The organism is Streptomyces sp. NPDC005266 (assembly GCF_040607655.1).
Taxonomy (GTDB): Bacteria; Actinomycetota; Actinomycetes; order Streptomycetales; family Streptomycetaceae; genus Streptomyces.
Genome location: NZ_JBEXHC010000024.1, coordinates 61,062 through 86,276, shown reverse-complemented (window position 1 = coordinate 86,276; position 25,215 = coordinate 61,062). Strand labels below are relative to the sequence as shown.

General features: G+C 70.7%; 23 protein-coding genes and 4 pseudogenes. 14 read left to right on the top strand and 13 right to left on the bottom strand.

Features of this window, described 5'->3' with window-relative positions:
• Window positions 1-46: 46 nt before the first annotated feature.
• Window positions 47-232: a hypothetical protein gene (locus tag ABZU99_RS30260; RefSeq protein WP_356048908.1), complete on the bottom strand. Its 186-nt coding sequence runs from the start codon at window positions 230-232 to the stop codon at window positions 47-49.
• On the opposite strand from ABZU99_RS30260, the pseudogene ABZU99_RS30255 reads away from it, so the two are divergent.
• A pseudogene (locus ABZU99_RS30255) lies at window positions 146-736 on the top strand (SDR family NAD(P)-dependent oxidoreductase); the annotation flags it as partial. The gene ABZU99_RS30260 and the pseudogene ABZU99_RS30255 sit on opposite strands and share 87 nt — an antisense overlap.
• Before the next feature lie 76 nt (window positions 737-812).
• Window positions 813-2,567 carry a GAF domain-containing protein gene (locus ABZU99_RS30250; RefSeq protein ID WP_356048906.1) on the top strand — a complete coding sequence of 585 codons (1,755 nt, stop codon included), beginning with the start codon at window positions 813-815 and terminating at the stop codon, window positions 2,565-2,567.
• Here ABZU99_RS30250 and ABZU99_RS30245 read toward each other — a convergent pair.
• Together ABZU99_RS30245 and ABZU99_RS30240 are read right to left on the bottom strand one after the other, a co-directional pair.
• Window positions 2,530-2,697 carry a hypothetical protein gene (locus ABZU99_RS30245; RefSeq protein WP_355954676.1) on the bottom strand — a complete coding sequence of 56 codons (168 nt, stop codon included), beginning with the start codon at window positions 2,695-2,697 and terminating at the stop codon, window positions 2,530-2,532. The genes ABZU99_RS30250 and ABZU99_RS30245 overlap by 38 nt on opposite strands.
• Before the next feature lie 168 nt (window positions 2,698-2,865).
• Window positions 2,866-4,068: a globin domain-containing protein gene (locus ABZU99_RS30240; RefSeq protein WP_356048904.1), complete on the bottom strand. Its 1,203-nt coding sequence runs from the start codon at window positions 4,066-4,068 to the stop codon at window positions 2,866-2,868.
• Between the two features lie 354 nt (window positions 4,069-4,422).
• On the opposite strand from ABZU99_RS30240, the gene ABZU99_RS30235 reads away from it, so the two are divergent.
• Both ABZU99_RS30235 and ABZU99_RS30230 read left to right on the top strand, forming a co-directional pair.
• Window positions 4,423-4,905 (top strand): pyridoxamine 5'-phosphate oxidase family protein, encoded by a 483-nt coding sequence (locus tag ABZU99_RS30235; RefSeq protein WP_356048902.1) that lies wholly within the window; start codon window positions 4,423-4,425, stop codon window positions 4,903-4,905.
• Window positions 4,904-5,264, top strand: a pseudogene (locus ABZU99_RS30230) (respiratory nitrate reductase subunit gamma); the annotation flags it as partial. The gene ABZU99_RS30235 and the pseudogene ABZU99_RS30230, both read left to right, overlap by 2 nt.
• A gap of 274 nt (window positions 5,265-5,538) precedes the next feature.
• Here ABZU99_RS30230 and ABZU99_RS30225 read toward each other — a convergent pair.
• The 4 genes from ABZU99_RS30225 to ABZU99_RS30210 form a co-directional block, all read right to left on the bottom strand.
• On the bottom strand, window positions 5,539-5,802 hold the full coding sequence (locus tag ABZU99_RS30225) for a hypothetical protein (protein ID WP_356048900.1): 264 nt from the start codon (window positions 5,800-5,802) through the stop codon (window positions 5,539-5,541).
• A 279-nt stretch (window positions 5,803-6,081) separates the two neighbouring features.
• A complete protein-coding gene (locus tag ABZU99_RS30220) occupies window positions 6,082-6,513 on the bottom strand; it encodes a hypothetical protein (protein WP_355954686.1) in 432 nt (143 codons plus the stop codon).
• 72 nt (window positions 6,514-6,585) lie between these two features.
• On the bottom strand, window positions 6,586-6,975 hold the full coding sequence (locus ABZU99_RS30215) for a hypothetical protein (RefSeq protein WP_355954688.1): 390 nt from the start codon (window positions 6,973-6,975) through the stop codon (window positions 6,586-6,588).
• 137 nt (window positions 6,976-7,112) lie between these two features.
• Window positions 7,113-8,159: a methyltransferase gene (locus ABZU99_RS30210; RefSeq protein ID WP_356048897.1), complete on the bottom strand. Its 1,047-nt coding sequence runs from the start codon at window positions 8,157-8,159 to the stop codon at window positions 7,113-7,115.
• A 196-nt stretch (window positions 8,160-8,355) separates the two neighbouring features.
• On the opposite strand from ABZU99_RS30210, the gene ABZU99_RS30205 reads away from it, so the two are divergent.
• The 8 genes from ABZU99_RS30205 (at window position 8,356) to ABZU99_RS30170 (ending at window position 15,527) form a co-directional block, all read left to right on the top strand.
• Window positions 8,356-8,676, top strand: coding sequence for a TcmI family type II polyketide cyclase (locus tag ABZU99_RS30205; RefSeq protein WP_355954693.1), 321 nt, complete (start codon window positions 8,356-8,358; stop codon window positions 8,674-8,676).
• Complete coding sequence (locus ABZU99_RS30200) at window positions 8,676-9,119, top strand: cupin domain-containing protein (RefSeq protein WP_355954696.1); 444 nt, start codon at window positions 8,676-8,678, stop codon at window positions 9,117-9,119. The genes ABZU99_RS30205 and ABZU99_RS30200 overlap by 1 nt, the downstream gene beginning before the upstream one ends.
• The gene (locus tag ABZU99_RS30195; protein ID WP_355954699.1) at window positions 9,109-10,380 is read left to right on the top strand and encodes a beta-ketoacyl-[acyl-carrier-protein] synthase family protein; all 1,272 of its coding nucleotides are present in this window, start codon (window positions 9,109-9,111) and stop codon (window positions 10,378-10,380) included. Before ABZU99_RS30200 ends, ABZU99_RS30195 begins: the two co-directional genes overlap by 11 nt.
• Window positions 10,377-11,588 carry a ketosynthase chain-length factor gene (locus tag ABZU99_RS30190; RefSeq protein ID WP_356048894.1) on the top strand — a complete coding sequence of 404 codons (1,212 nt, stop codon included), beginning with the start codon at window positions 10,377-10,379 and terminating at the stop codon, window positions 11,586-11,588. Before ABZU99_RS30195 ends, ABZU99_RS30190 begins: the two co-directional genes overlap by 4 nt.
• 92 nt (window positions 11,589-11,680) lie before the next feature.
• Window positions 11,681-11,941, top strand: a complete 261-nt coding sequence (locus ABZU99_RS30185) for a phosphopantetheine-binding protein (RefSeq protein ID WP_355954704.1) — start codon at window positions 11,681-11,683, stop codon at window positions 11,939-11,941.
• A gap of 1 nt (window position 11,942) precedes the next feature.
• A complete protein-coding gene (locus ABZU99_RS30180) occupies window positions 11,943-12,779 on the top strand; it encodes an SRPBCC family protein (protein ID WP_356048892.1) in 837 nt (278 codons plus the stop codon).
• Window positions 12,776-13,117: an antibiotic biosynthesis monooxygenase family protein gene (locus ABZU99_RS30175; protein ID WP_355954709.1), complete on the top strand. Its 342-nt coding sequence runs from the start codon at window positions 12,776-12,778 to the stop codon at window positions 13,115-13,117. Before ABZU99_RS30180 ends, ABZU99_RS30175 begins: the two co-directional genes overlap by 4 nt.
• 409 nt (window positions 13,118-13,526) lie before the next feature.
• On the top strand, window positions 13,527-15,527 hold the full coding sequence (locus ABZU99_RS30170) for a BTAD domain-containing putative transcriptional regulator (RefSeq protein ID WP_356048920.1): 2,001 nt from the start codon (window positions 13,527-13,529) through the stop codon (window positions 15,525-15,527).
• Window positions 15,528-15,632: 105 nt separating this feature from the next.
• Here the strand turns inward: ABZU99_RS30170 and ABZU99_RS30165 are convergent, their stop codons facing one another.
• The 3 genes from ABZU99_RS30165 to ABZU99_RS30155 form a co-directional block, all read right to left on the bottom strand.
• Window positions 15,633-16,382, bottom strand: a complete 750-nt coding sequence (locus ABZU99_RS30165) for an SDR family NAD(P)-dependent oxidoreductase (RefSeq protein WP_355954712.1) — start codon at window positions 16,380-16,382, stop codon at window positions 15,633-15,635.
• 124 nt (window positions 16,383-16,506) lie between these two features.
• On the bottom strand, window positions 16,507-17,517 hold the full coding sequence (locus tag ABZU99_RS30160; protein ID WP_355954715.1) for a beta-ketoacyl-ACP synthase III: 1,011 nt from the start codon (window positions 17,515-17,517) through the stop codon (window positions 16,507-16,509).
• Between the two features lie 222 nt (window positions 17,518-17,739).
• Window positions 17,740-19,950, bottom strand: a complete 2,211-nt coding sequence (locus ABZU99_RS30155) for an MMPL family transporter (protein WP_355954718.1) — start codon at window positions 19,948-19,950, stop codon at window positions 17,740-17,742.
• 133 nt (window positions 19,951-20,083) lie between these two features.
• Between ABZU99_RS30155 and ABZU99_RS30150 the strand changes: the two genes are divergently transcribed.
• Window positions 20,084-20,698, top strand: coding sequence for a helix-turn-helix domain-containing protein (locus ABZU99_RS30150; RefSeq protein ID WP_355954720.1), 615 nt, complete (start codon window positions 20,084-20,086; stop codon window positions 20,696-20,698).
• Window positions 20,699-20,785: 87 nt separating this feature from the next.
• Here ABZU99_RS30150 and ABZU99_RS30145 read toward each other — a convergent pair whose 3' ends face one another.
• Both ABZU99_RS30145 and ABZU99_RS30140 read right to left on the bottom strand, forming a co-directional pair.
• Window positions 20,786-22,630: a glycoside hydrolase family 9 protein gene (locus ABZU99_RS30145; RefSeq protein ID WP_356048888.1), complete on the bottom strand. Its 1,845-nt coding sequence runs from the start codon at window positions 22,628-22,630 to the stop codon at window positions 20,786-20,788.
• A 454-nt stretch (window positions 22,631-23,084) separates the two neighbouring features.
• Window positions 23,085-23,401 (bottom strand): annotated as a pseudogene (locus ABZU99_RS30140) (alpha-amylase family glycosyl hydrolase); the annotation flags it as partial.
• On the opposite strand from ABZU99_RS30140, the pseudogene ABZU99_RS30135 reads away from it, so the two are divergent.
• A pseudogene (locus ABZU99_RS30135) lies at window positions 23,297-23,656 on the top strand (ROK family protein); the annotation flags it as partial. The pseudogenes ABZU99_RS30140 and ABZU99_RS30135 overlap by 105 nt on opposite strands.
• Window positions 23,657-24,026: 370 nt before the next feature.
• Here the strand turns inward: ABZU99_RS30135 and ABZU99_RS30130 are convergent.
• Window positions 24,027-25,046, bottom strand: coding sequence for a glutathione S-transferase C-terminal domain-containing protein (locus tag ABZU99_RS30130; protein ID WP_356048886.1), 1,020 nt, complete (start codon window positions 25,044-25,046; stop codon window positions 24,027-24,029).
• Window positions 25,047-25,215: the final 169 nt, after the last annotated feature.

Here is a 25,215-nt window from a genome sequence, read left to right as displayed (position 1 = left end):
GACCTGCTGGGATACACCGCCCAGGACACCCCCTGGAGGAGCTCCTCTAGCGGCGCCGCTCCTGCCCGGGAGCGGCCCCTCCTTCGACGGCGTCCAGCGCCGGGGCGATCACGGTGAAGGCCCGGTCGGTCAGTGCGGCAGGGTCCAGGGCCACGAGTCGCAGTTCGCCTGCAACCATCTCGGCCACTTCGCGCTCACCGGGCTGCTGCTCGACCTGCTGACCGTCGGGCACGACCCCCGCGTGGTCACGGTGAGTTCGATCAACCACCGCAGGGGGCGGATCCACTTCGACGACCTCGCCGGTGAGCGCGCCTACTCGCCCATGGGCTTCTACAACCAGTCGAAGTTTGCCAATGCCGCCTTCGGACAGGAACTCCACCGGCGGCTGACCCAGGCCGGCAGCCCGGTGCGCAGCGTGCTCGCCCATCCCGGCTATACCGCCACCAAGCTGCAGACGAGTGCGGTCGGCCTGTGGCGGGTGGTACTCGGCCGCATGGGCAACCCGCTGTTCGCCCAGAGCCCGGCGGACGGCGCGTTGCCACAGTTGTACGCGGCGACCGATCCGTATGTGGAGGGCGGCCAGTTCATCGGGCCGGATGGCCCGGCCGAGCTGCGCGGCGGACCGACGCGCGTACGGCTGTCCCCGGCGGCGGCCGACGCTGAGACCGCCCGCCGCCTGTGGGAGGTGTCGGAACAACTGACCGACGTGCGGTTCGCGTTGCCGACCCCTGACTGAATATCGGCTGTCCCCCGGCTGGCCGACAGTGGCGATCCACGCCGTCGGGCATCCTTGAGTGGGGTGGTCCGGCTATATGGCGAGGGGATCTGGGGTGGACGAGCGGGCGCGGGGCCGGCACGGGGTCGGGGTATCCGGGACGTCTCCCCAGCTGCGGCTGGACGCGTTGCTGGAGGGCCTGCAGGAGCAGGTCCGCGAGGTGCGCGCGGTGCAGACCAGGATGCACACGCTGCTGGACGCGGTGGTGGCCATCGCATCCGACCTGGATCTGGGGGTGGTGCTGCAGCGCATCGCGCAGTCCGCGGTCTCTTTGGTCGACGCCCGCTACGGGGCGCTGGGCGTGCTGGGCGAGGAAGGCACCATCAAGCAGTTCCTCACGGTCGGCATGGACGAGGAGGCCATCTCGCGGATCGGGCACTACCCGCGCGGCGAGGGCATCCTGGGCCTGCTGATCCGCCATCCGGAGCCGCTGCGTCTGGCCGATCTGGCGGAGCATCCGCAGTCGGCGGGCTTCCCCCCCGGGCATCCGCCGATGACGAGCTTCATCGGTGCCCCGATCCGGGTGCGTGAGCAGGTGTTCGGCAACCTGTATCTGACCGACAAGCAGGGCAGCGCGGAGTTCGACGCCGACGACGAGGCGGTGCTGCGCACCCTGGCCGCGGCGGCCGGGGTGGCGATCGACAACGCCCGGCTGTACGACGACGCCCGCCGCCGACAGCGGTGGCTGGCGGCGAGCAACGAGCTGACCCGCAGCCTGTTGTCGGGCGCGGAGCCCGCCACGGTGCTGGAGACCTTCACCGCCACCGTGCGGGAGATGACCGGCGCCGGCCTGGTCACCGTGGCGGTGCCGGTCGGCGACCGCGGCGAGCTGGTCGTCGAGGCCGCCTCCGGGCCGCGGGCCGGGGAGGTGCGCGGGCTGGTGCTGCCCGCCACGACCCTGGGCGCGAAGGTCTTCGCGTCCGGAGAGACCATCACCAGCGAGGCGGTGAGTGCCGACCCGCGCGTCGAGGGCGGCAGCGCCTCGGTGGTGGAGCTGGGACCCGCGTTCCTCGTACCGCTCGGCACACACGAACACGTCCGCGGGGTACTGCAGGTGGCGCACGTGCCGGGCGGCCCCCTCTTCACCGACGCGGTCATCGACATGGTCATCGGGTTCGGCAATCAGGCGGCGCTGGCGCTGGAGGTGGCCGAGCACCGGAAGGACGCCGAGCGCATGATCGTCCTCAGCGACCGTGACCGGATCGCCCGCGACCTGCACGACCTGGTCATCCAGCGGCTGTTCGCCGGCGCGCTGTCGTTGCAGTCCACGCTCGGCCGGGTCGCCGACCGGCCGCAGGTGGGCGAGCGGATCGAGCGAGTCGTGGACGACCTGGACGACACGATCAAGGTCATCCGCTCGACCATCTATGCCCTGCGCGAGCACGACCGGACACACCTCGGCGGGCTGCGCACCAGGCTCGTGGAGGCCACCGAACTGGCCGCCGAGGCACTCGGGTTCACCCCGGCGTTACGGATGACCGGCCTGCTGGACACCGCCGTGCCCGCCGAACACAGCGCGCATCTGCTGGCTGTGCTGGGTGAGGCGTTGTCCAATGCGGCCCGTCACGCGCACGCGACCGCGGTCGACGTGAGTGCCGAGGTCACCGCCACGGCCCTGCGACTGCGAGTGGCCGACAACGGCTGTGGCATCGACCCGGCCGTCACCCGCCGCAGTGGGCTGACCCACCTGAAGCAGCGCGCCGAGGACCTTCAGGGCACGTTCGTCCTGTCCTCGAACGAGCCGACCGGCACCGTCATCGAGTGGGTCGTACCGCTGCCTTCCGGCTCGTGAAGGCCAGCGCGGCGCCCGCCACCGCGGCCAGCAGGACCAGGCCCAGCGCGTACGAGCCGTAGGCGCCGTGGAGCGAGCCCATCACCAGGGGCGGTACGAAGCCGCCCAGGCCCCCGGCGGCTCCGACCACGCCGCTGACCGCACCGACCCTCGGGGCGCGCCCGGCAGCGGCGCATCGCCCCTTGTCCTCGACGGCCTCGGCGTCCTCGGGTTCCTCGGCTTCCTCTGCTTCCTCGGCTTCCTCGGCTTCCTCGACGGCTGGAGCATCGTTTCCCTCACCTCTCTGTCACCGGATCCGTCAGGCCGCGTCGGGCAGCCACAGATCGGGGCCGAAGACCTCGTAGCGGATCCGCCGGGCGGGGACTCCGGCACGCAGCAGCCGGCCCCGTACGGCGCGCATGAACGGCAGCGGGCCGCAGAGGTACACGCTGGCGTCCGCCGGGACGGCGACGCCGTCGAGGTCCATCCGGCCGGTCCGCGCACCGGCCGACTCGGTGGCACCGTGTTCGTACCAGAAGACGGCGCGGGCCCGTGGCAGTTGCTCCACCACCTCGCGCACTTCGGCCGCCAGGGCGTGCTCGGCGGGGGACGTGTCGGCGTGCAGGACCAGAACGGGGCGGGTGGAGCCGGTGAGGGCGAGATGGCCGAGCATGCTCGCGATGGGCGTGCAGCCGATACCGGCGGAGACCAGGACCAGCGGGGTGTCGGCGTCGTCGAGGACCACATCGCCGCACGGCGCGGACAGTGTCAGCTCGTCCCCGGGGCGTATGTGGGCGCGCAGCAGGTTGGACACCTCGCCGTCCGGTGCGCCGGAGATGCCGAGGACGCGTTCCACGGTGATGCGGCGCAGGTCGCCGCCAGGGGCGGAGGACAGGCTGTACTGGCGCAGCTGGTGCACGCCGTCCGGCATCCGCACCCGTACGCTCACATACTGGCCGGGGCGGCCGGCCGGGGCGGGTTCGCCGTCCCTGGGGCGCAGCAGGAAGGAGACCGCGTCCGGGGTCTCCTCCCGTCGTTCGACGACCGTCCACTGCCGCCAGATCTCGCCCGGCTCCACTCCCGCGTCCTGGTACAGGCGGGCCTCTTGGGCGATGAGGGCGCCGGCCATCAGCCAGTACACCTCGTCCCAGGCGGCGGCCACCTCCGGGGTGACCGCGTCTCCCAGCACCTCGGCGATCGCGCCGAACAGGTACTTGTGCACGATGGTGTACTGGTCGTCGGTGACCCCGACGGCGGTGTGCTTGTGGGCGATCCGGCTCAGCAGCGCGTCGGGCCGGGTGTCCGGCTCGGCGAGAAGGGCGCTCGCGAAGCCCGCGATGGATCCGGCGAGGGCGCGCCGCTGGGCCCCGCTGGCCTGGTTGCCACGGTTGAACAGCCCGTCGAGCAGTCCGGGGCGGTCACGGAACATCGCGCCGTAAAAACGCGTGGTGATCTCGTCGAGCGCTCCGGCCACCGCGGGCAGAGTGGCTCGCACCACGGCGGCCGATTCTTCGGACAGCATGAGGCCTCCCAAGGGCGGGGGGAAAGGGAGTTGGGGCGGGGGCCGAGGCGGACCGCCGGCTCACCCTGTATAGCAATCCGGCCGCTCCGTTTCCGCCGGTAGGACGGCCCCCGGCGGAAGACGGGACCAGTGGCCCAGGGGAACGGGACGCATGGCCCCGCGGCGCCGCCCACGGCAGGGCCGCCCGGCCCGGCCCCCGGTGCCGACAGCCCCTGGCGAGGCCCGCCGGAAGAGCCCGGCTCGCCGTGGCCGGTGCCCGGTCACCCGCCGCCCGGGGCCACTTTGGGCCGGAGTGGCGCGTATGAGGGCCTTCCGGCCCTTGGCGATGTGATACTGCCTGACAAAGCTGGCCCTATGTTTGAGAACGACGGCTTTCGCACCCTCGGTCGCCGGGAATGTCTGCGGCTGCTGGCCGGCGTGCCGGTCGGCCGCATCGTCTTCACCCGGCAGGCGATGCCTGCCGTCCTCCCAGTCGGGTTCTCCCTCGGCACGGACTTCTCCGTGCTGCTGCGCACCTCTGCCACCTCGGAACTCGCCGCCGCGATCGACGGTGTCGTCGTCGCCTTCGAGGCGGACGAGTTCGACGCGGCGCAGCGATCCGGCTGGAGCGTCGTGGTCACGGGCCGGGCCTCCGTGGTGACCGATCCCACCGAGTACGAGCGGTTGTCGCGGGCCGGCCCGCTGCCCTGGGTGGTCGCGCGGGACGGCGTCTTCGTACGGATTGACTCGGAGATGGTCACGGGACGGCAACTGGTCAGGGGCCGCACCCTGTACGGAGTCCAGGCCGTCGCCGCCCCGTTTCCCGCGCACGGCGCGCGGCCGGCGTCCGGGCCGTAGCCGCAGGCTGCTCGTCCCCCGGATCGGCCGCACCGCCGACCGCAGCGACAAGCTGTTGTTCCCGCTGCTGTCCGCCACCGTCCTGCTCGGCATCGCCGCCACCGGCGCGCACCACATGATCGGCGGCGGCTACGACTACCGCGCCGCCGTCTCGGTCTGGTTCCGCGGCGTCCTCACCCCTCCACCCCGATCCGGGCGCGATCGCCGGCGCACCGCTGCTGTTCCGGCTGCACGCCCTCTGCGCCTGCCTGCTCTTCGCCGCCTGGCCGTTCACCCGCCTCGTCCATGTGGGGAGCGCCCCGGTCGGCTGTCTCACCCGTCCGTATCTGGTCTACCGGCGCCGGGCACAGAGTGGTTGATCATGGGCTACCGCGATGGAGGACGTGCATCACCGTCCGCACCCGCACGCAGCCCGACGCGCTCATCGGTGTTCAGCACCGGGTGCGGGGCGTACGGCTGCGGGCACCGATGACCAGGACCGTCGACGATGTGGACGCCTATCGCCCGCTCTTCCTCCTCGCGGCGATTCTGGCCATCCCGCTGACCGTCGCGGCCGTAGTCGGCCGACTGGTATGACACTGCCGTCGCGGCGGCGAGGGCATCATGACGCCCGGCCCTTGCGCCACGGTGTGCTCAGATGCGGCCACCCGCCGCCTTGGGGCAGGTGGCGCAGCACGGCACGCCGCCCCGCTCGAGCTCGACGCAGACGCGGCACACATCAGCATCACCGTTGTCCCAGTTGTCAACGACGTCGGCGACGTCGGACAGGTCGGCGCCGCAGAGGCCGCGGTCCGGGTCGCAGCAGTAGACATGGTCCAGCTCGTCGTCGTCTGCGCTCCCGACGCCGTCGGCAGGGGTCGGGGTCGGGGTCGGGGTCGGGACAGCGTCGGTGATCACTGCTGCCCTCCGAAGATGTCGAGATGGTCGGTCTTCCCGTCCTGCCAGTGCGACGGCACCCGGAGGGAACCCCCATGACCATTCCAGTCTGCGTCATCGGCCCTCACGGCGGGCATGGAATCGGCGCCGGCCAGGACGGGGGCACCTGGCCGGCGCCGAGCTTGAGGGTGCGGGCTGCCCACTGTCCACTGACCGGCGCCCGCGAATGGTTCAACCATTCGCCACCGTCCCGCATTCCCGGTGGGCTCTGGCCGTGTGGGTCGTTGCCGGCGCGCAACCTCAGGCGCCGAGCCGGCCGCCGGTCAGCCGTGCCAGGGGGCGGCGACGGCGAGCGGCGCGCCGCCGCAGGACAACCACCGTGGCGCCGGCCACAGCCGCGCCCGCGCCGGTGGCGGCGGCCAGTACCTTCCGTGCCTTGATCACCATCCAGGCCGTGCCGGCCGCCGCAGCCGCCTTCTTGGGCGCCTCGGCCGCGACGGCACGACCGGTGTCGACCGCCTTTTCGGCTGCGACATGCGCCTTGTCGGCGGCGACGTGTGCGGTCCGAGCCGCGGTCCGTGTAGCGGTCCGAGCCGCGCTCCCCGCCGTGGTCCCCGCCTCGCTCGCGGTGTCCTTGGCCTTGTCCGACGTTTCCTTGGCCTTGGTGGCGGTGGCCTTCGCGTTCGCGGTGGCGTTCCGGGCAGTGGTGCGTGCGTTCTGTTTCTCGGTCATGGTCTCCGCGTTACCGCTCGGCATGACAGCAAACCCGTCCTCGGGCGCGTCCGGCCGGCACCGGGGAAGACGTCAGCCACCGAGCCGCAGCACCGCCCGCCCCGCCTGGGCGGGGTCGGTGCCCGGGGCCAGCACCAGCAGCCAGCGGGGGGCGCAGCGCATGGCCTCCGCGATGGCGTCGGAGGCGGCCGGGTTGCCCGCTGCCCTGGGGAGCAGGACGAGTACGCCGTCCAGCGGCTCGCGGGCCACACCCGCGGCAGCGCGTTCGATCCCGCGCCCGGGTGAGGGGAGCGTCACTGTGGCGCCGTGGGCGCCGAGCTGCGCCGCGACGGCACGGGCGACCCCGCCCTGCCCGAGGACGGCGATGCGCCGGCCGGCCAGCGAAGCCGACTCGGCGGGGGCCGGGAGGGGTGGCGGCAGGATGGGAATGGGCACGGCCGGAACGGCGACTGACTTCCGCATCAGCGGTCACCTCAAGAATTGGTGAAGGCCCGGGGTGGCTGGGGAGGGTGCGACCACGCCGCCGGCGCACCCGGGGCAAGGCTTCGGTGCCGTCACGGGTGGCATGGGTGACGCCGGGCGGCGTGGTCCGGTGACGCTCACTTCCGGCGCAGGCTCCCTTGGATCAGGTGCAGCCGTGGGAGCGTGCCCGGGACGGTGTCCACCCTCAGCTTCTCGATCCCGGTTTCCGCGAACAACTTGTCGAAGCCCGACAGGCTGTGCTTCTGACCGCCGACGTTCATCAGCAGGAAGAGGTCGAGCGTGGTGGTGATCCGCATCTCGTCGGGGTGGGCGTCCACCAGGCTGTCGATGATGATCACCCGGGCTCCGGGCGGAGCGCTCGCGGCGATGTTGCGGAGTACCGCGCGGGAACTCTCGTCCGGCCAGTCCAGCAGGTTCTTCAGGATGTAGACGTCCGCCTCCACCGGCACCGACTTCAGGCAGTCGCCGGGCATGACGGTGGCGCGGGAGGCGAGCCGGCCGCCCGCCTTGAGGTCCTCGTGGGCGCCCGCGACGACCTGCTCGAAGTCGAAGAGCACTCCGTGCAGATCCGGGAACCGGTCGAGCAGGGTGCGCGTCAACAGGCCCTGACCGCCGCCGATGTCGACGGCCTTGCGGACGCCCGTCAGGTCGATGGTCTGCGCGACCACGTCGGAGCTGCGGACGCTGGAGTCCGTCATGGCCCGCGCGAACAGCTGCTCGTCCTCGGGCGCGTCCTCCCGCAGGTAGTCGTAGAACTCCTTGCCGAAGACTCCCGGGATGACGGACTTCCCGGTGCGGATCGCTTCCTCCAGAAGCGGCCAGGCCCGCCAGGTCCACGGTGCGCCGATCCACAGCACGAGGTTGCGGATGCCGTCGGGCGAGTCCTCGCGCAGCGGCAGCGACGCGTCGGTGTGCGCGAAGCAGCGCCCTCCGACCTCCTGGAACACCCCATAGGTGGTCAGGGCGCGCAGCAGTCGGTACAGCAGATGGGGGTCGAGGTTCGTCCTCTCGGCGAGCTCCTCGACCGGGACGGGCTTGTCATCGATCATGTCGGGGATCTTCAGCCGGGTTGCCGTCTGGACGGCAGCCGCGTTCCCGGCTGCGAAGGCCAGCTCGCCCAGCCTTCGGATGCCGGCGTCACCGGCCGGTTGCGATACGGACATGGATTCCTCGCAATCGCTGCGGTCTCCAGGGTCTGACGGCTCGAGATTGGACGAGGGTGATGGTGGGTCACTGTCCGCGCACTGGTGGCGCGATGCGTGCGGGAGACCAGTAGGCCGCCAGGAGTTGCGCCCACGATGCGCATGGGCCAAATCCAGCCCACAGGCGGCACACAGAAAGCTACTGCCGGGAGGCGGAATGCACCGGACATTGATCGTGGCACGGATGAAACCCGAGGACGCGGACCAGGTGGCGGAGCTCTTCCGCTGGTCGGACAGCACGGAGCTGCCGCATCTGATCGGCGCGCGGCGCCGCACGCTCTTCCGGTTCCACGACCTGTACATGCACCTGGTCGAGGCCGACGAGGACGTCACCGGGAAGCTCTACGAGGCGCGCGAGCACCCGCTGTTCAAGGAGCTGCACCAGCGGCTGCTGCCGTTCATCAGCGCCTACGACCCGAAGTGGTCCGAGCCCAAGCACGCCATGGCACAGCCCTTCTACACCTGGCAGGCCGGCTGATGTCCGCCCAAGAGGCGCCCGCCGGGCCACCGGCGGAGGAGGCGGAACTGCCGGTCACCAAGGTCGCCGCGGCCGACGTCCCGTCGAGCCCCCGGCACGGCGGCGATCTGCGGATCGTGCTCGGCCCGGCCACGACCGGAGTGGCCAGCGGCTTCATGGGCACCGGGCTGCTGGCCGCCGGTGAGCGGATCAGGGAGCACTACCACCCGTACTCGGACGAGTTCCTGTACGTGGTGCAGGGCGGGCTGGAGGTGACGACGGACGGCACGGACGTCCACCGGGTGACGGCGGGAGAGGGCATCCTCATCCCGCGGATGACCCGGCACAAGATGCTGAACGACGGCACCGTGCCGGCCTTCGTCGTCTTCCACTCATGTCCGCTCGCGCCCCGGCCCGAGCTGGGGCATGTCGACACGGAGGAGCCTGATCCCGATGGGGCATGAACGACGCGCCGTCATCACCGGTATGGGCGTCATCGCCCCAGGCGGAGTCGGCACCCGGGACTTCTGGTCCGCGGTCACGGCGGGCCGTACGGCCACGCGCCGGATCACCCTCTTCGACCCCGAGCGGTTCCGCTGCCAGATAGCCGCGGAGTGCGATTTCGATCCCGCCTCGCTGGGGCTGACTCCGCAGGAGATACGCCGGATGGACCGGGCGGTGCAGATGGCGGTGGCGGCCACCGGGGAGGCACTCGCGGACGCGGGGGTCGGCGAGGGCGACCTGGATCCGGCCCGTACCGGCGTGACCATCGGGAACGCGGTCGGCAGCACGATGATGATGGAGGAGGAATACGTCGTCATCAGCGACAGCGGCCGCAAGTGGCTCTGCGACGAGGAGTACGGCGTACGGCACCTGTACGGCGCGGTGATCCCGAGCACCGCCGGCGTGGAGGTCGCCCGCCGGGTCGGCGCGGAGGGCCCGACCGCGGTGGTCTCCACCGGCTGCACCTCCGGCCTGGACGCGGTCGGCCATGCCGCGCAGCTGATCGAGGAGGGCTCCGCGGACGTCGTGATCGGCGGCGCCACGGACGCCCCGATCTCCCCGATCACGGTGGCCTGCTTCGACTCGCTGAAGGCCACCTCGACCCGTAACGACGACGCCGCGCGTGCCTGCCGCCCCTTCGACCGGGACCGTGACGGGCTGGTGCTGGGAGAGGGGTCCGCGGTCTTCGTGATGGAGGCCAGGGAGCGGGCGGCGCGACGCGACGCGAGGATCTACTGCGAGGTGGCCGGCTACGCCGGGCGGGCAAACGCCTACCACATGACCGGTCTGAAGCCGGACGGCCGGGAACTGGCCGAGGCCATCGACCGGGCCATGGAACAGGCCGGCATCGCCGCCGAGGACATCGACTATGTCAACGCGCATGGATCGGGCACCCGGCAGAACGACCGGCATGAGACGGCCGCCTTCAAGCGCAGCCTGAAGGGCCACGCCCGCCGGGTACCGGTCAGTTCGATCAAGTCGATGGTGGGCCACTCGCTGGGCGCCATCGGCGCGATCGAGGTGGCCGCCTCCGCACTGGCCATCGAGCACGCAGTGGTACCGCCGACGGCGAATCTCACCACTCCCGACCCCGAGTGCGATCTGGACTACGTTCCGCGCGAGGCGCGCGAGCACCCCACCGATGTGGTGCTCAGCGTCGGAAGCGGCTTCGGGGGCTTCCAGAGCGCGGTCGTACTGATCTCACCGAGGAGCAAGCGATGATGGTGATCACCGGCCTGGGCGTGGTCGCGCCCACGGGCGTGGGGCTGAACGACTACTGGGCCACCACCCTCGCGGGCAAGAGCGGCATCGACTGCATCCGCCGCTTCGATCCGACCGGCTACACCACTCAACTCGCGGGCCAGGTCCATGACTTCGAGGCGGGCGACCACGTCCCCTCCAAGCTGCTGGCCCAGACCGACCGGATGACGCACTTCGCGTTCGCCGGGGCGGAGATGGCGCTGGCGGACGCCGGTGCCGACCTCGATGCCTTTCCCGAGTACGAGCGGGCCGTGGTCACGGCGAACTCCTCGGGGGGCGTCGAGTACGGTCAGCACGAGCTGCAGAAGATGTGGAGCGGCGGCCCCATGCGGGTGAGCGCGTACATGTCGGTGGCCTGGTTCTATGCGGCCACCACCGGGCAGCTGTCGATCCATCACGGCCTGCGCGGCCCCTGCGGTCTGATCGCCACCGAGCAGGCCGGGGGGCTGGACGCGATCGGCCACGCCCGGCGGCAGCTGAGGCGCGGCGCCCGGCTCGCCATGACCGGTGGCACCGACGCACCGCTCTCCCCCGCCTGCATGGTCGCGCAGCTGGCGACCGGGCTGCTCAGCCGCAGCCCGGACCCGACGGCCGCCTATCTGCCGTTCGACACCCGCGCGGCGGGCTATGTGCCGGGCGAGGGCGGCGCCGTCATGATCATGGAACGGCGCCAGGACGCGGTGCGCCGCGGTGCCGAGCGGATCTACGGCGAGGTCGCCGGCTATGCGGCGACCTTCGACCCCGTCCCCGGCTCCGACCGCGGCCCGACGCTCGGCCGGGCGATCCGCAACGCGCTCGACGATGCCCGGACCGCGCCGCAGGACATCGACGTGGTCTTCGCGGACGGCCACGGCACGCCGGAGCTCGACCGCTCGGAGGCCGAGGCGCTGACCGGGCTGTTCGGCCCGCGCGGGGCGCCGGTCACCGTGCCGAAGACCGCCACCGGTCGGATGTACTCGGGCGGCGGTGCCCTCGATGTCGCGACCGCCCTGCTGGCCATGCGCGACGGCGTGGTGCCGCCCACCCCGCATGTGGAGGAGCTCGCCGCGGACTGTCCCCTGGACGTGGTCCGCGGGGAGCCACGTGAGCTGCCGGTGCGTCAGGCACTGGTCTGCGCCCGCGGGGTGGGCGGCTTCAACGCGGCCATGGTGCTGCGCACGGCCGCCTGACCCCGAACGGACCCGTACCGGCGAACACCCGTCCGCGGAAGCCCCGGGGACGACCCACCACCCACCACCCACCACCCACCGAGGGAGCGAACGTGAGCACATTGAGCGTGGACAAGCTGATCGACATCATGCGGGCCACCCAGGGCGAGTCCGAGGACCTGTCGGGCCTGAACGAGGAGGCCCTTGATACGCCGTTCACCGACCTGAACGTCGACTCGCTGGCCGTTCTGGAGGTCGTCACCCAGATCCAGGACGAATTCCAGCTGCGCATACCGGACACCGCCATGGACGAGATGAAGACCCCCCGTCAGGTCCTCGACTACGTCAACGGGCGTCTGGCAGAGGTGGGTTGAGATGGCCGGCCGCACCGACAACTCCGTCGTCATCGACGCGCCCATGGAACTCGTCTGGGACATGACCAACGATGTCTCCCATTGGGCCGAACTGTTCGCCGAGTACGCCACGTCGGAGGTCCTGGCCGTCGAGGGCAACACGGTCCGGTTCCGGCTCACCACCCAGCCGGACGAGGACGGGAAGCAGCACAGCTGGGTCTCCGAGCGGACCGCCGACCCCAAGAGCCGTACGGTCAGCGCACGCCGGCTCGACAGTGCCATGTTCGAGTACATGAACATCCGCTGGGAATACACGGCGGATCCGCGCGGCATCCGGATGCGCTGGATCCAGGAGTTCACCATGAAGCCGTCCGCCCCGGTGGACGACCGCGGCGCCGAGGCGTATCTGAACCGGCAGACGGTCAAGGAAATGGCCCGCATCAAGAAGCTGGTCGAAAAAGCCGCGCGGGCCGACGGCGGCCGCGCGGGCCTGGCGGAGGGGAAAGAGGGCATGACGGACACCTCGGCGGCAAGCGGCAAGCGCGGACCGGTCTTCAGGGTGCTGCTGCGCGCCGAGATCGCGGAGGGCAAGGAGAAGGAGTTCGAGGAGGCGTGGCGGGGGATCGGCGAGGTCATCACCGGCCAGCCCGCCAACCTCGGCCAGTGGCTGATGCGCAGCCACGACGAGCCCGGCGTCTACTACATCATCAGCGACTGGATAGACGAGGAGCGCTTCCGCGCGTTCGAGCGCAGTGAGGCTCACGTCGGCCACCGGAGCAAGCTGCAGCCGTTCCGGACGAAGGGTTCGATGGTGACCACCGATGTCGTCGCGGAGATGGTGAAGGCCGGTGCGCGGTGAGCGCCAGTGCCGAGTGGGGCACGGTCCGGGTCGTCAACTACCTACGGGTGACGGATGAGAGCCCGGGCGCGGTGGAGGAGTTGGTACGGGCGTACCACGAAGCCAGCGAGGCTTTGCGGGGTACGCCCGGTCTGATCCGTAACGAGCTGCTCCGCGACTCACAGGACCGGGTTCTTTTCGCGGTGCTGAGCGAGTGGAAGGACCGGCATACGTTCCTGGAGTGGGAAGAGGGCGTCCGGCACAAGGGTCAGACGGCACCGATCCGCAAGTTCGCCGACCCACGGCCGGCCGGGATGCCCTTCGCCGTCTATGAGGTGGTCGCGGCGTACTCGGAATGAGGATCCTGGCCCTGGCAGCGGCACCGTCGGCGACGGTGCCGCTGCCTCACCTCATCCACGATCCCAGCGGTCCGCCGGCCGGGCGGCCGAGCCGGGCACCGCGGAAAGCGGCGGAAAGTCCACCTGGCACGTGCAAAGAATTCGCCACGCGTCTTCGATAAACGTGAGCCGCACGGGACAGGCGGGATACGTAGACACAAGTCATTGAGGAGTTTATCCCTCCGACACGACAGGGAAATTCCCTACGACCCGGCCGTCACTAGACTAGGCTGACTCACGGTATGGGCTCGCCGGTTCAGGACTCCCATTCAGCGGGCGGTAGAACGCATTATTCCGCCGAGGGGGAGTCACTCGCCTCCAGGTGATCATCCGGCGGGGGTCCGGGAATGAGATTGTCGCAGCTGAGGCGATGCGCTCAGTAAGGGGGATCATGGGGATGAACCATGTGGCTGAGGTGCGATTCCGTGTGCTGGGGCCTTTGGAGGTGAGCGGCGGTGCAGATCGTGAGTTAACGCCGAGTGCACCCAAGTTGCGCCAGTTATTGGCGCTTCTGCTGGTGTCCGAGAACCGGATTGTCGCGATACACGAGATGATGGACGAGCTCTGGGGAAGCCGTCCTCCCGCGAGCGCGCTTGCTACTCTCCAGTCATATATCTACAAGATCAGGAAGAACGTTTTTGAAGTGGCCGGGGACGGCGACGTCTCGCTCCACACCAAACCGAACGGTTACCGGCTGCACATTCCTGTCGGCGTCCTCGACGTGCACCGTTTCGATGAGTTGATCGCCGGAGGCCAGAAGGCGCTCGACGGCGGAGACGCGGAGGCCGCCGCCGGACTGCTCGCGGATGCCATGGCCCTGTGGCGCGGTGCCCCGCTGGCGGATGTCGAGGCCGGCGGGCAGCTCGGCCTTCAGATCACCCGCTTCCAGGAGCGCCGGACGCGCGCCCTGGAGCTGCGGCTGGAGGCCGAGCTTCAGCTCGGCCGGCACCGCGAGCTGATCAGCGAGCTGAAGACGCTGTGCTCCACCCACCCCCTCGACGAGGGGATGCAGGCCAAGCTGATGATCGCCCTGTATCGCTCGGGCCGTCGGCACGAAGCCCTGGAGATGTACCAGACCTTCCGTCGGAGCATGATCGACGAGCTGGGTCTGGAGCCCTCGCCCGTGCTGGCCCGACTGCACAGCGCCATACTCGCGCCCGAACCCGAACTGCACATCGGGGCCGAGCCCTCACCCGAGCTGGAGCTGCGCCCGGTGCGGACCGTGCCGGACGGCGCCGACACGGTGTCCGGGCCCGCCACGGCCGGCGACGGCGGGGAGGGAGAGCTGGTGGAGGTCGCCGGAGCGCGGATCGCGACCGCGGTCCAACTGGCCGCGCCCGGCCCGGCCCAGCTGATCCCGTCCGTCCCGCATCCGGCCCAACTGCCTTCCGACATCGCGGATTTCACCGGGCGGAAGGAGGTGCTCTCCCGGCTGGAGAGCCGCCTGGCCGAATGCCGTGCGCAGTACGCCCCGCTGCCTGTCCTGTGGATCACCGGCATGCCGGGCGTCGGCAAGACGGCCCTGGCCACCCGGCTCGCGTACCGGGTGCGCGACCGCTTCCCGGACGGTCAGCTCTATGTCGACCTGCGCGGCGGCAGCGCCGATCCGGTGCACTCACGCACCGTGCTGCACCGCTTCCTCGCCGCGCTCGGGGAGCACCGCTCCGCTCTCCCCGACGACATCGACGAGGCCGGAGAGCTGTTCCGCAGCCGCTGTGCCTCCCGTTCGCTGCTCTTCTTCCTCGATGACGCCGCGACCACGGCCCAGGTCAAGTCACTGCTTCCGGGCAGCGGCGACTGCGCGGTCATCGTCACCAGCCTCGCCCACGGGCTGGCCGGCTCCGAGCCGGTGCTGCTGGACCCGCTGCCCGACGACGAGGCATACCAGCTCCTGACCTCGATCATCGGACCCCAGCGGGTGTGGGAGGACCCGCCCGCGGTCGACCGCATCGTCAAGCTCTGCGGCGGGCTTCCGCTCACGCTGCGCGCGGTCGGCACCCGGCTCTGCCGGCTGCCGGGCTGGCCGCTCGGCCAGTTCGCCGAGCGGCTCACCGACCCCCGCCGCCGCCTGGACGAGTCCAGTCTCCCCGGCCTCGACCTGCGCGCTTCCTATGACACCGGGTTCCGGCAGCTGAACGAGCGGGACCGGCTGGCGATACAGCTGTTCGCCATGCGCGCCGCCGGCCGTCCGTTCACCGCCGAGGACGCCGCCGCGCAGCTCGGCTGCGATCTGCTGAGCGCCGAGGGTGTGCTCGCCCGGCTCGCCGAGCGCCATCTGCTCCAGACGACCGGCGCCCAGGACGGCCCGATGGGCTATTGCGTCCATGAGCTGGTCAGGGCCTACGCACTGCAACGGCTGGCCGGGAACTGACACCGCCCCCGCCACGCCGCTTCCGCACCCGGACTCGCCCTGCGCCCGCGGAACGCGGCCGTGTCACACCGGGAAGGCTCACCGGCGTGACACGGCCGCGGGGCATCAGATCCCGCCGTCCACGTTGATCGTCTGACCGGTCACATAGGAGGACAGATCGCTGGCGAGGAAGAGCGCGGCGCCGGCGATCTCCTTCGTCTCGCCGAGCCGCCCCAGCGCCGTCATGGCCTGGTAGCGGGCGATCAACTGGGCGCGGCGCTCGGCCGGGATCGCCTTGGTGTCATCGCTGTCGATCACTCCGGGGGCGATCACATTGACCCGCACCCCCCGGCCGCCCAGCTCCATGGCCGCCGAGCGGGCGAACCCCTCCAGCCCCGCCTTCGCCGCCGTGTAGTGGCTGCGCAGCGGAATGCCGCGGGCCGCGGCCCGCGAACCGATCAGTACGACGGAGGACCGCTCCCCGAACAGTGGCAAGGTCTTCTGCACCACCGTGAAGGCAGCGGTCAGGCTGGTGTTCAGCACCCGGTGCCACTCGGCCGGCTCCAGCTCCGGCAGCGGGATATGGCTGATCACGCCGGCGTTGTGCACGACGACGTCCAGCGACCCGTAGCGGGCCCTCGCCTCCGACACCAGCCGATCGACATCGGCCGGGTCATTGACATCGGCCCGGACCAGTTGGTGGTCTCCGCCGGTCTCCTTCAGCTCGGCGGCCAGCTGGTCGGCCTGCGCGCTGGGGTTCTGGTGGCAGGCCAGGACGGTGGCGCCCGACCGGGCGAGGGCGAGCGCGATGGCCCGGCCTATGCCACGACTGCCGCCCGTGACGAGCGCGTGCTTGCCGGTGAGGGTCAGATTCATACGAGCCACTCCAAGGTCGCATACGAGGCGGGATGGTTACGGGTCGGATCCTCCCTGAACCCGCTGGTCAGGGACTGGGGGCAGGGCACCAGCGGGCCGCCACCGGAATGTCCGCACACACGCTCTACGGGAGGAGTACGACCTGCCCGGCGTGCACCAGCCCGGAGCCGAACCCGATGAGCAGTGCCGTGTCCCCGGACCGGGCCTCGCCCGAGGCGAGCATCCGCTCCATGGCCATCGGGATCGAGGCGCCGGAGGTGTTGCCGCTGTCGACGATGTCCCGGGCGACGGCCGCGCCTGCGGGCAGCCCGATGTCCTTGACCAGCGCGTCGGTGATGAGCCGGTTCGCCTGGTGCGGGATGAAGGCGGACAGCTCGGCGGGGGTGAGCCCGGCCCGTTCGACGGCGTCGCGCGCCGCCTGGCCCATGGTCTCGGTGGCCCACCGGAAGACCTTCCAGCCCGTCATGCACAGATAGGGCCAGGGGAGGTCGTGGTTTTCGCGGAGTCCGGGTGTCCAGTGGCCGGTCATGGTGATGGCATCCATGCGATCGCCGTCCGCGCCCCACGCCACCGGGCCGATGCCCGGCGTCTCGGACGGGCCGATGACAACGGCGCCCGCGCCGTCCGCGAAGAGGAAGGCGGTGGCCGGATCGTTCGGGTCCACCACATCCGTCATCCGATCGGCCCCGATCATCAGGACGTTGCGGGCCGCGCCCGACCGGACCATGGAGTCCGCGATGGCGACGCCGTGGCAGAACCCGGCGCAGGCCGCCGACAGGTCGAATGCCGCGGCGCGCGCCGCGCCGAGCCGGTGCGCCACGTCCACCGCGAGCGCGGGCATCTGCAGCAGATGGCTGATCGTCGCGACCAGGACACAGTCCACTTCGCCGGCGGACAGGCCCGCCGCGGCCAGGGCCTTCTCCGATGCTGTGGCGGCCATCGCCGCCAGCGGCTCGTCCGGCCCGGCGAACCGCCGGGTGCGGATGCCCGACCGGCGCGCGATCCAGTCGGGAGCCACCCCGATCCGGGGGGCTATCTCCTCATTGGTGACGACGCGCGCGGGCCGGTACGCTCCGACGCCGCGGATACGGCTGCCACCGACGGGAGCCGACTGCGACAACGACAACTGGGACATCTGCGCTCCTCCGGTACGGATCCACCTGCGGCGTGATGCTCGCAGGGCCGGGTCGCGGACCGATGGCGCGAAGGGCCGACCGTCACCAGCAGCGGAACGAGCCGTCCACCACCGATCCCCCAGCGGGAAGCTGCGGCTGGGGGAATCAGTGCCGTTGCGACCGGCACACCGTCAGTTGTCAGCAGGCGGTCCAGTTGGCCGTCAGTTGGTCTGCAGTCGGCGTCAGTTGGCCGACACGTCCGTGGTCTTGGTCGGCGCGGGGGGACGGCGGTCCGGAAGGGGTGGCGGCTCCGTGGGCTCGACCGCCAGATGCGGCAGCCGCTTGTCGAGCCGGCGGGGCAGCCACCAGTTGGCGGTGCCCAGCAACCGCATGACGGCGGGCACCAGCACGGTGCGGATGATGAACGCGTCCAGCGCGACCGCCGCCGCCAGGCCCACTCCGAACTCGGAGATGATCCGCTCCTTGCGGAAGACGAACGCGGAGAACACGCAGATCATGATGAGTGCCGCGGCGTTGATGACCCGGCTGGTATGGGTCAGGCCCACGGTCACCGCCCTGCCGTTGTCACGGGAGTGCACCCACTCCTCGTGCATCCGGCTCACCAGGAACACCTGGTAGTCCATGGACAGCCCGAACAACACCGCCAGCATGACCGTCGGCAGGAACGCCTCGACCGGACCCGCCCCACCGACCCCGAGGGGCTCCGACAGCCAGCCCCACTGGAAGAGCGCCACCAGCACACCGAATGCGGCCGCCGCGGCGAGCAGGTTCATCACCGCGGCCGTCAGCGGGATCACCAGGCTGCGAAAGGCCACGAGCAGCAGCAGGAAGCCGAGCGCCACCACGATCAGCACGAACCACGGCAGCTTCCCGAGCATCACGGTGGCGAAGTCGTCGAACGTCGCGGTCTGGCCACCGACGTGCACCCGCATCGTCGTGCCGTGCTCGGCGGCCGGAATCGCCCTGTCGCGCAGCCGTGAGATGAGATCCGAGGTCGCCTCTGACTGCGGGGCGGTCTTGGAGATCACCTGCACCACTGCCGTCCTCGCGCCCGGCTGTGCCGGCAGCATGACCACCGAGGCCACGTCCGCGTCGCTGCGTACGGTGTCGGCGAGTTTCCGCAGTGCCGCCGTGTCGCCCTGACCGCCGACCTCGGCCACCAGTTGCAGGGGCCCGTTGAAGCCCTTGCCGAAGCCCTCCGCCAGCATGTCGTACGCCTTGCGGGTGGTGTTCGACTCGGGACGGTTGCCCTGGTCGGAGATGCCGAGCCGGAGCGAGAAGAACGGGATCGTCAAGATGGCGAGCACGGCCGCCGCGGCGGTCAGCAGCCTGCCCGGACGGCGCTGGACCAACGCCGCCCAGCGCACCGCCATCCCCCGGGGCTCCTCCTCGCCCGAGCCTTCCGCGGCCATCCGCCGCCGCTCACGGCGGCTGAGCACCCGCTTGCCGACCAGGCCGAGCAGCGCCGGCATGAACGTCACCGACGCGGCCATGGTGAGCACCACCATCGAGGTGGTGGCGATCGCGACACCGGTGAGGAACTTCAGCCGCAACGCCAGCAGTCCCAGCAGCGCAATGCAGACCGTACCGCCGGCGAAGAGCACCGCGCGGCCGGAGGTGTTCAGCGCCCGGACGGCGGCCTCCTCAGGGTCGAGGCCCGCCCTCAGCCCCTGCCGGTGGCGGGTGATGATGAACAGCGCGTAATCGATCCCGACGCCGAGGCCGATCAGCGTCGAGAGGGTGGCGGCCAGTTCCGGGACGTCGGCGCCGTGCGACAGGAGCCGGATCGCCATCACGCCGGTGCCGACGCTGAAGACCGCGCAGATCAGCGGCAGCGCCATCGCGAGCAGCGACCCGAAAGCGAGGTAGAGCACGATCGCGGCGGCCGCCAGACCCACGAACTCGGCGATGTTGCCCGCCTGCGTCTCCTCGGTCTTCTCCGCGACGGGCCCCGAGATCTCCACTCGCACCCCGTGGGTACGGGCCGTGGCCGCGGTATCGACGATGCGCTCGGCCTCGTCCGCCGAGAGTTCCTGGGCCGTCTTGTGGTAGGTGATCCTGGCGTAGGCGGTACGGCCGTCCCGGCTGATCTGAGCGGCGCCCGCCGCCGAGTACGGACTGGTCACCTGCCCGACCGTGTCGAGTCGGCCGATCCTGCCGAGCGCCTCGGACAGCCGCTCGCGTACCGCGCGGTCCCGGACGCTCCCGTCCGCCACATGCCAGACGACGGTGTCCATGTCGCCGGCCCGCTCGGGGAAGGCGGACTTGATGAGGTCCTGGGCCTTCTCCGACTCCGTGCCGGGGACGGAGAAGACATTCGCGAAGGCGGCGCCGGCGGCCTGGCCGCCCACGCTGATGCCGCCGAACGCCAGCAGCCACATCAACAGGACCAGGAGTCGATGCCGGTAGCACCAGCGCGCCAGGGTGGCCATGCCTCTCCCCATAATTAATCGTCCGCTCGATTAATAGTTCCGAAGGTAGCATGCCAACGCGCCCAAGTGACGACACGACATGTGTGAGACACCTGGACACCCCCTCAGCCGCGGAACGAGATTGGGAAGAGAGATGGCCCGGACCGCCGGAAGCACCGCAGCAGTCACCCGGCAACGGATCCTCGACGCCGCGAGCGCGCTGTTCGCGGAGCGCGGCTACGCCGGCACCTCGATGCGCGACATCGCGCAGCACCTGAGAATGACCAGCGCGTCCCTCTACTACCACTTCCCGGCCAAGGAGGAGCTGCTCTCCGCCCTGGTGGGCCCGGTGATGGACGGCCTGGACCACTTCGCCGACCAGGCCGAAGGCGCCGGGCTCGACCAGGAGGAGCTGGTCCGCGGCATCATCGCCGTCCTGGAGGACAGCGGCCGCACCCTCCAGGCCATCGCGACCGAGCCCACCGCACTGCGCATCCTGGTCGACCGGCACGACCTGGGCCGGCGGCTGGCCCGCCTGGAACAGCTCATCGCCGACCCGGACGACCCGGCGATGCTGCTGCGCTGCCGCTGTGCGCTCGGCGCGATCCGGGTGGGCATCATGTCGACGCACGCGAGGCGTCAGCAGTCCGCCACGGCGGCCCCGAAGCCGGGCCCGCCCCGGCTCTCCGGCACCGAACGGGAATTGCTGGTCTCCATCGCCCTGGCGGTGCTCAACGCACCTATGCCGAGCGGACCACGGACCGGGTGACCGATATCGGCGGGACCACCGACAGGATTCACCGACGCGCGCGGCGCCCGCGAGTGCGGGCGCCGCGCCAAAGGTGACCCGGGCGGGTCAGCTCCTGCCGTGGCCCAGGTCGTCGACGTACGAGGAGATCCAGGCCAGCGGTGCGTTCCAGTTGATGGTGATCTCGTTGACCGAGAACGCCATGATGTCGTCGGTGTAGCACATCGCCGGGGCACAACCCTTCAGCTTCTTCTGGGCAACCGGGTCCTGCAGCCCGGAGTTCGGGCCTCCGGCCAGCGAACCGGGTGCCGGGTTCGGCAGCTTGCGGTCGATCTGGTGCGCCCAGAAGCGGTGGTGCTGGTTGTGCGAGTTCCGTTCGCCGTAGCCCGTGACGTAGGACTGGTTGAGCGGGTTGCCGCCCAGCAGGTAGTCCATGCCACGCAGCACCGCGTCACGGTAACCGGGCTTACCGGTCAGGTCGTGGGCGGTGGCGAGTACGACCATGTTGTTCAGCACCTGACTGTTGGAGCCCCACTCGTACTTGCCGCCCATCGGCGCATACGGAACGCCGTAGGCCGACTTCGCGGAGTCCTTGACGTAACGGTCAGCGGCCTTCGTCACCGTCTTGCGTACGGCGGCGAGCTGCTTGGCGGTGAGCTTGCTGTCCACCGTGGCCAGGTCCAGCGCCCCGAGGCCCGCGGTCGCGGACCAGGACAGGCCGCCGCCGCGCGGGAAGAGGGCGTTGACGTCGCCGTGCAGCGGCGACTTGAGGAACGCCTTGCGGTAGGCGTCATCACCGGTGGTGATGAACAGCTCGGACGCGGCCCAGTAGAACTCGTCACTGACGTTGCTGTCGCCGTACGCACCACCGCCTGTGGAGTCCTGGTCGCCGGCGAACATCTTCGGATGTGCCTTGGCCGCGGCCCAGGCGGTCTTGGCCACCTGCAGGCACCGGGCTGCGTAGTCCGCGTCGTAGGGCTTGAAGAGGCGGGCGCTCTGCGCGGCAGCGGCGGCCAGGTTGAGCGTGGCCGCGGTGGACGGCGGACGCAGCACACGCTGCTGCTTGTCCTGGTCCGGCCGTGTCGGGAACCCGGTCCACTGCTTGTCATGCATCTTGTGGAAGGCCATGCCGGCGAGCGGCTTGCCCTTGGGCACCTGCATGCGCATGAGGAAGTCCATCTCCCAGCGCGCCTCGTCGAGGATGTCCGGGACTCCGTTGCCGTGCTCGGGCACCCGGAGCTTGCCATCGCCCAGCGGCTTGGCGTGGGCACCCTTGGTGGTGTGGGTGCGCTCGTACGCGGACATCAGCTGGGCCACGGAGATACCGCCGTTGACGACGTACTTGCCCTGGTCACCGGCGTCATACCAGCCACCGGAGACATTCCGACGGTATTCGGAGCCGCCGTCCTGGTACGGGACCCGGGTGTCGCCGCCGTGCGGCGCCGCCTTGTCATGGCCCGCGGGACGCGCGTACTTGGATCCGACCAGGTCCGCGTCGATCTTGACGCCGCTGCGGTTGTGGTAGAAGTACGCCAGCGAGTCCTTGCGCAGCGAGCGGTAAAGGTTGTCACCGATGGTGAACGGCTCGCTCTTCTTCCCGCCGACGGTGACGGTGTACCCCTCGCCCCTGTGGGTGACCTTGCTGAAGTCGAAGGTCTGGACGCTCTGCCGGGAGCTCGGGTCGACGCCTGCGGAGGTGGTGGTCCCGCTCGCCCGCTTCGTGCCGTCGGCGGCCCGGAGCGTCCACTTCAGGGGCTTGGTGGCGCTGGTGACGACGGTGCCCTTCTTCGGGCCATGGGTCAGATAACCGACCTGGTTCACCCGCACCGGAGAGCCGGTGTCGACCTTGGGGCCGGGCGCCTCGGCACCGCGCGGCGCGGGGTGCGCCACGGCCACTGCCGCAGGGGTCACGGCGCCCAGCGTCAGGCCTGCTGCGACCGCCGCACCCAGCATGCGCTGACGGCGGCGGCCGGTCTGGTCGAGGGCAGGACGTACTCGGGGGGCAGAATGAATCAAGGCTCAGTTCTTCCGAGAGGGAGCAAAGGCAACACAGCAGCACGGCATGAGATCGCCGCCGCGACTGCGGGTGTGGTCAGCGAAAGGGCCGTCGCCTCGCCCGAAGCGAGTGACAGAAAGGCCGGGAAATCACCCGGGGCCCACTCCCAAGAGGCTATGGAAATGACCTGGCCTGCAGCTTCGTACGCTTAGCCGAAATTCGAGTACATCAATGGAGGGAATTCCATCTACTTCATTTGAGGTATCCGGCTCTGCGGCCTGCGACGGAATTCAAGGGGTGCGTTTACGGCGTATGGCTACGGCGTATAGCGCTGAGCAGGTGCTTCGGGCAGACGGGCAGAGGGGTTGCCGGACAAGGGCAACCTGCTGGGAAAGCGCCGCGATGGCCCGGTGCGAACATGGACTGAAGGGCGTCCTTGTCACCGCCTGCGCCGGTGAAGCCTGCTCGTCTCCGGAGTAGACGACGCGGTTGCCGCACGAGAGGAACATGAGCTCATGGGCGAAAAGGTCGCGTCCGAGCAGCTCGGCCTCGTCCGCCCGCGGGTTGTCCTTCACCAGGAAGCCGCCGATACGGCCCATGTCGTGGTTGCCGAGGAAGGTCACTTGCTCGTAGGCGTTGGCCTTGTCGGTGGTGTAGCGGTAGTCCTGAGCGAAGACGCCGGACATCCCGCTCGCCGGTCCGCCGCGCGACGCGTAGCCGCGAAGGGCGAATCACCGCTCCTGGCCGGACTGCTCACCGAGCGCCTCGGCGTCCCCGTCGCCGTCGTGAACGATCTCACCGCGGCGGCCCGGCGCCGCGCCGCCGCCGAGCCCCAGCCGTTCTGTCTGCTGACCATCGGCTCCGGCACCGGCAACAAGGTCTTCCACGGCGGCGAGATACTCCTGGACGCCGACGGCCACGGCGGAGAGCTCGGCCACTGGGTGTGCGACGCCTCGCCCGGCGCGCCGCTGTGCGACCGCGGGGCCTCCGGCCACCTGGGCGCCATCACCTCCGGGCGCGGAGTCCTCGCGGCGGCACGCCGGGCGGCGGTCGCCGACTGCGCCGGATTCGCCCGCTCCCGGCTCGCCGCTCTGAGCGACGGTCCGCGCGGAGGCTCTCGACACCCGGGGGCCGGCCGCGGCCGTACGCGAGGGCGACGCGTTCGCCACCGGGATACTGCGCGGCACCCTCGTCCACCTCGCGCGGGCGAATACGGCCGTCTTCGTCTGCCTCTCCAGCGACCTCCTGCCCGGCCTCCCGGCCACCCGCCTGCTCCCGGTCCACGGCGTACGCGAGGGCGCCCGAGCCCTGGCGGACGCGTTCACGGGGCTCCGCAGCGACGGACACGACCGTTCACACGGCCCGGCCCGCCCCCGGTACCGCTTCCTCCGCGGGCATCGGCCCCGGCGGGGCGCCGTCGCCGAAGGGACGGCCGCCCAGCTCGTCCCGCTGGTGCGGGGCCAGCCAGCCGGACAGGTCGGGGCCGAGCGGGACGATGCGCCTGGGGTTGATGTCGGCGTGCACCTGGTAGTAGTGCCGCTTGATGTGGTTGAAGTCCACCGTGTCGCCGAAGCCCGGCGTCTGGAAGAGGTCCCGGGCGTACGCCCACAGCACCCGGTCCTCGCTGAGCTTGTTGCGATTGCACTTGAAGTGGCCGTGGTAGACCGCGTCGAAGCGGACCAGCGTGGTGAACAGCCGGATGTCGGCCTCGGTGAGGGTGTCGCCGACCAGGTACCGCCGCCTGGACAGTCGCTCGGAGAGCCAGTCCAGGCGGGCGAACAGGCGCCGGTACGCATCCTCGTACGTCCCCCGGCTCGCGGCGAAGCCCGCCCGGTAGACGCCGTTGTTCACATCGCGGTAGACCGCCTCCATCACCTCGTCGATCTCGTCGCGGTGCTCCTCGGGGTACAGGTCCGGGGCACCCTCCCGGTGCAGAGCGGTCCACTCCGTGGCGAGGTCCAGAGTGATGCGCTGGTAGTCATTGGTGACCAGCTTGCCGCTGGGGATGTCGACGATCGCGGGTACGCTGACGCCGCCCGGACAGCCGGTCTCGCGGGCGTCATACGCCTCACTGAGGAACGCGATGCCCAGCACCGGGTCCCGGTCCCCCGGATCCAGGGTGAAGCGCCAGCTGCGCTCGTCCTGGATGGGATCGGTGACCGCGACGGAAAGGGCCGACTCCAGGCCGAGGAGCCGCCGGGAGATCAGCCCGCGACTGGCCCAGGGGCAGGCCCGGCTGACCACCAGCCGGTACCGGCCGGCCTCCACCGGCCAGCCGTCCCGGCCGTCGGCCGTGATCCGGTCGGAGAAGTGCGGACCGGACCGGGTGAACTCTTTCTCCTCACGGGGTGTCTCCTGGCCTGCGGTGTTCAACTCGACCCTCTCCTGTCGGTGCGTCTGTGGGGCGGTGCGTCTGTGAGGCGGTGCGTCCACGGGGCGGTGCGCCTGTGAGGCGGTGCGTCCACGGGGCGGTGCGCCTGTGGGGCGGTGCGCCTGTGAGGCGGTGCGTCCACGGGGCGGTGCGCCTGTGAGGCGGTGCGCC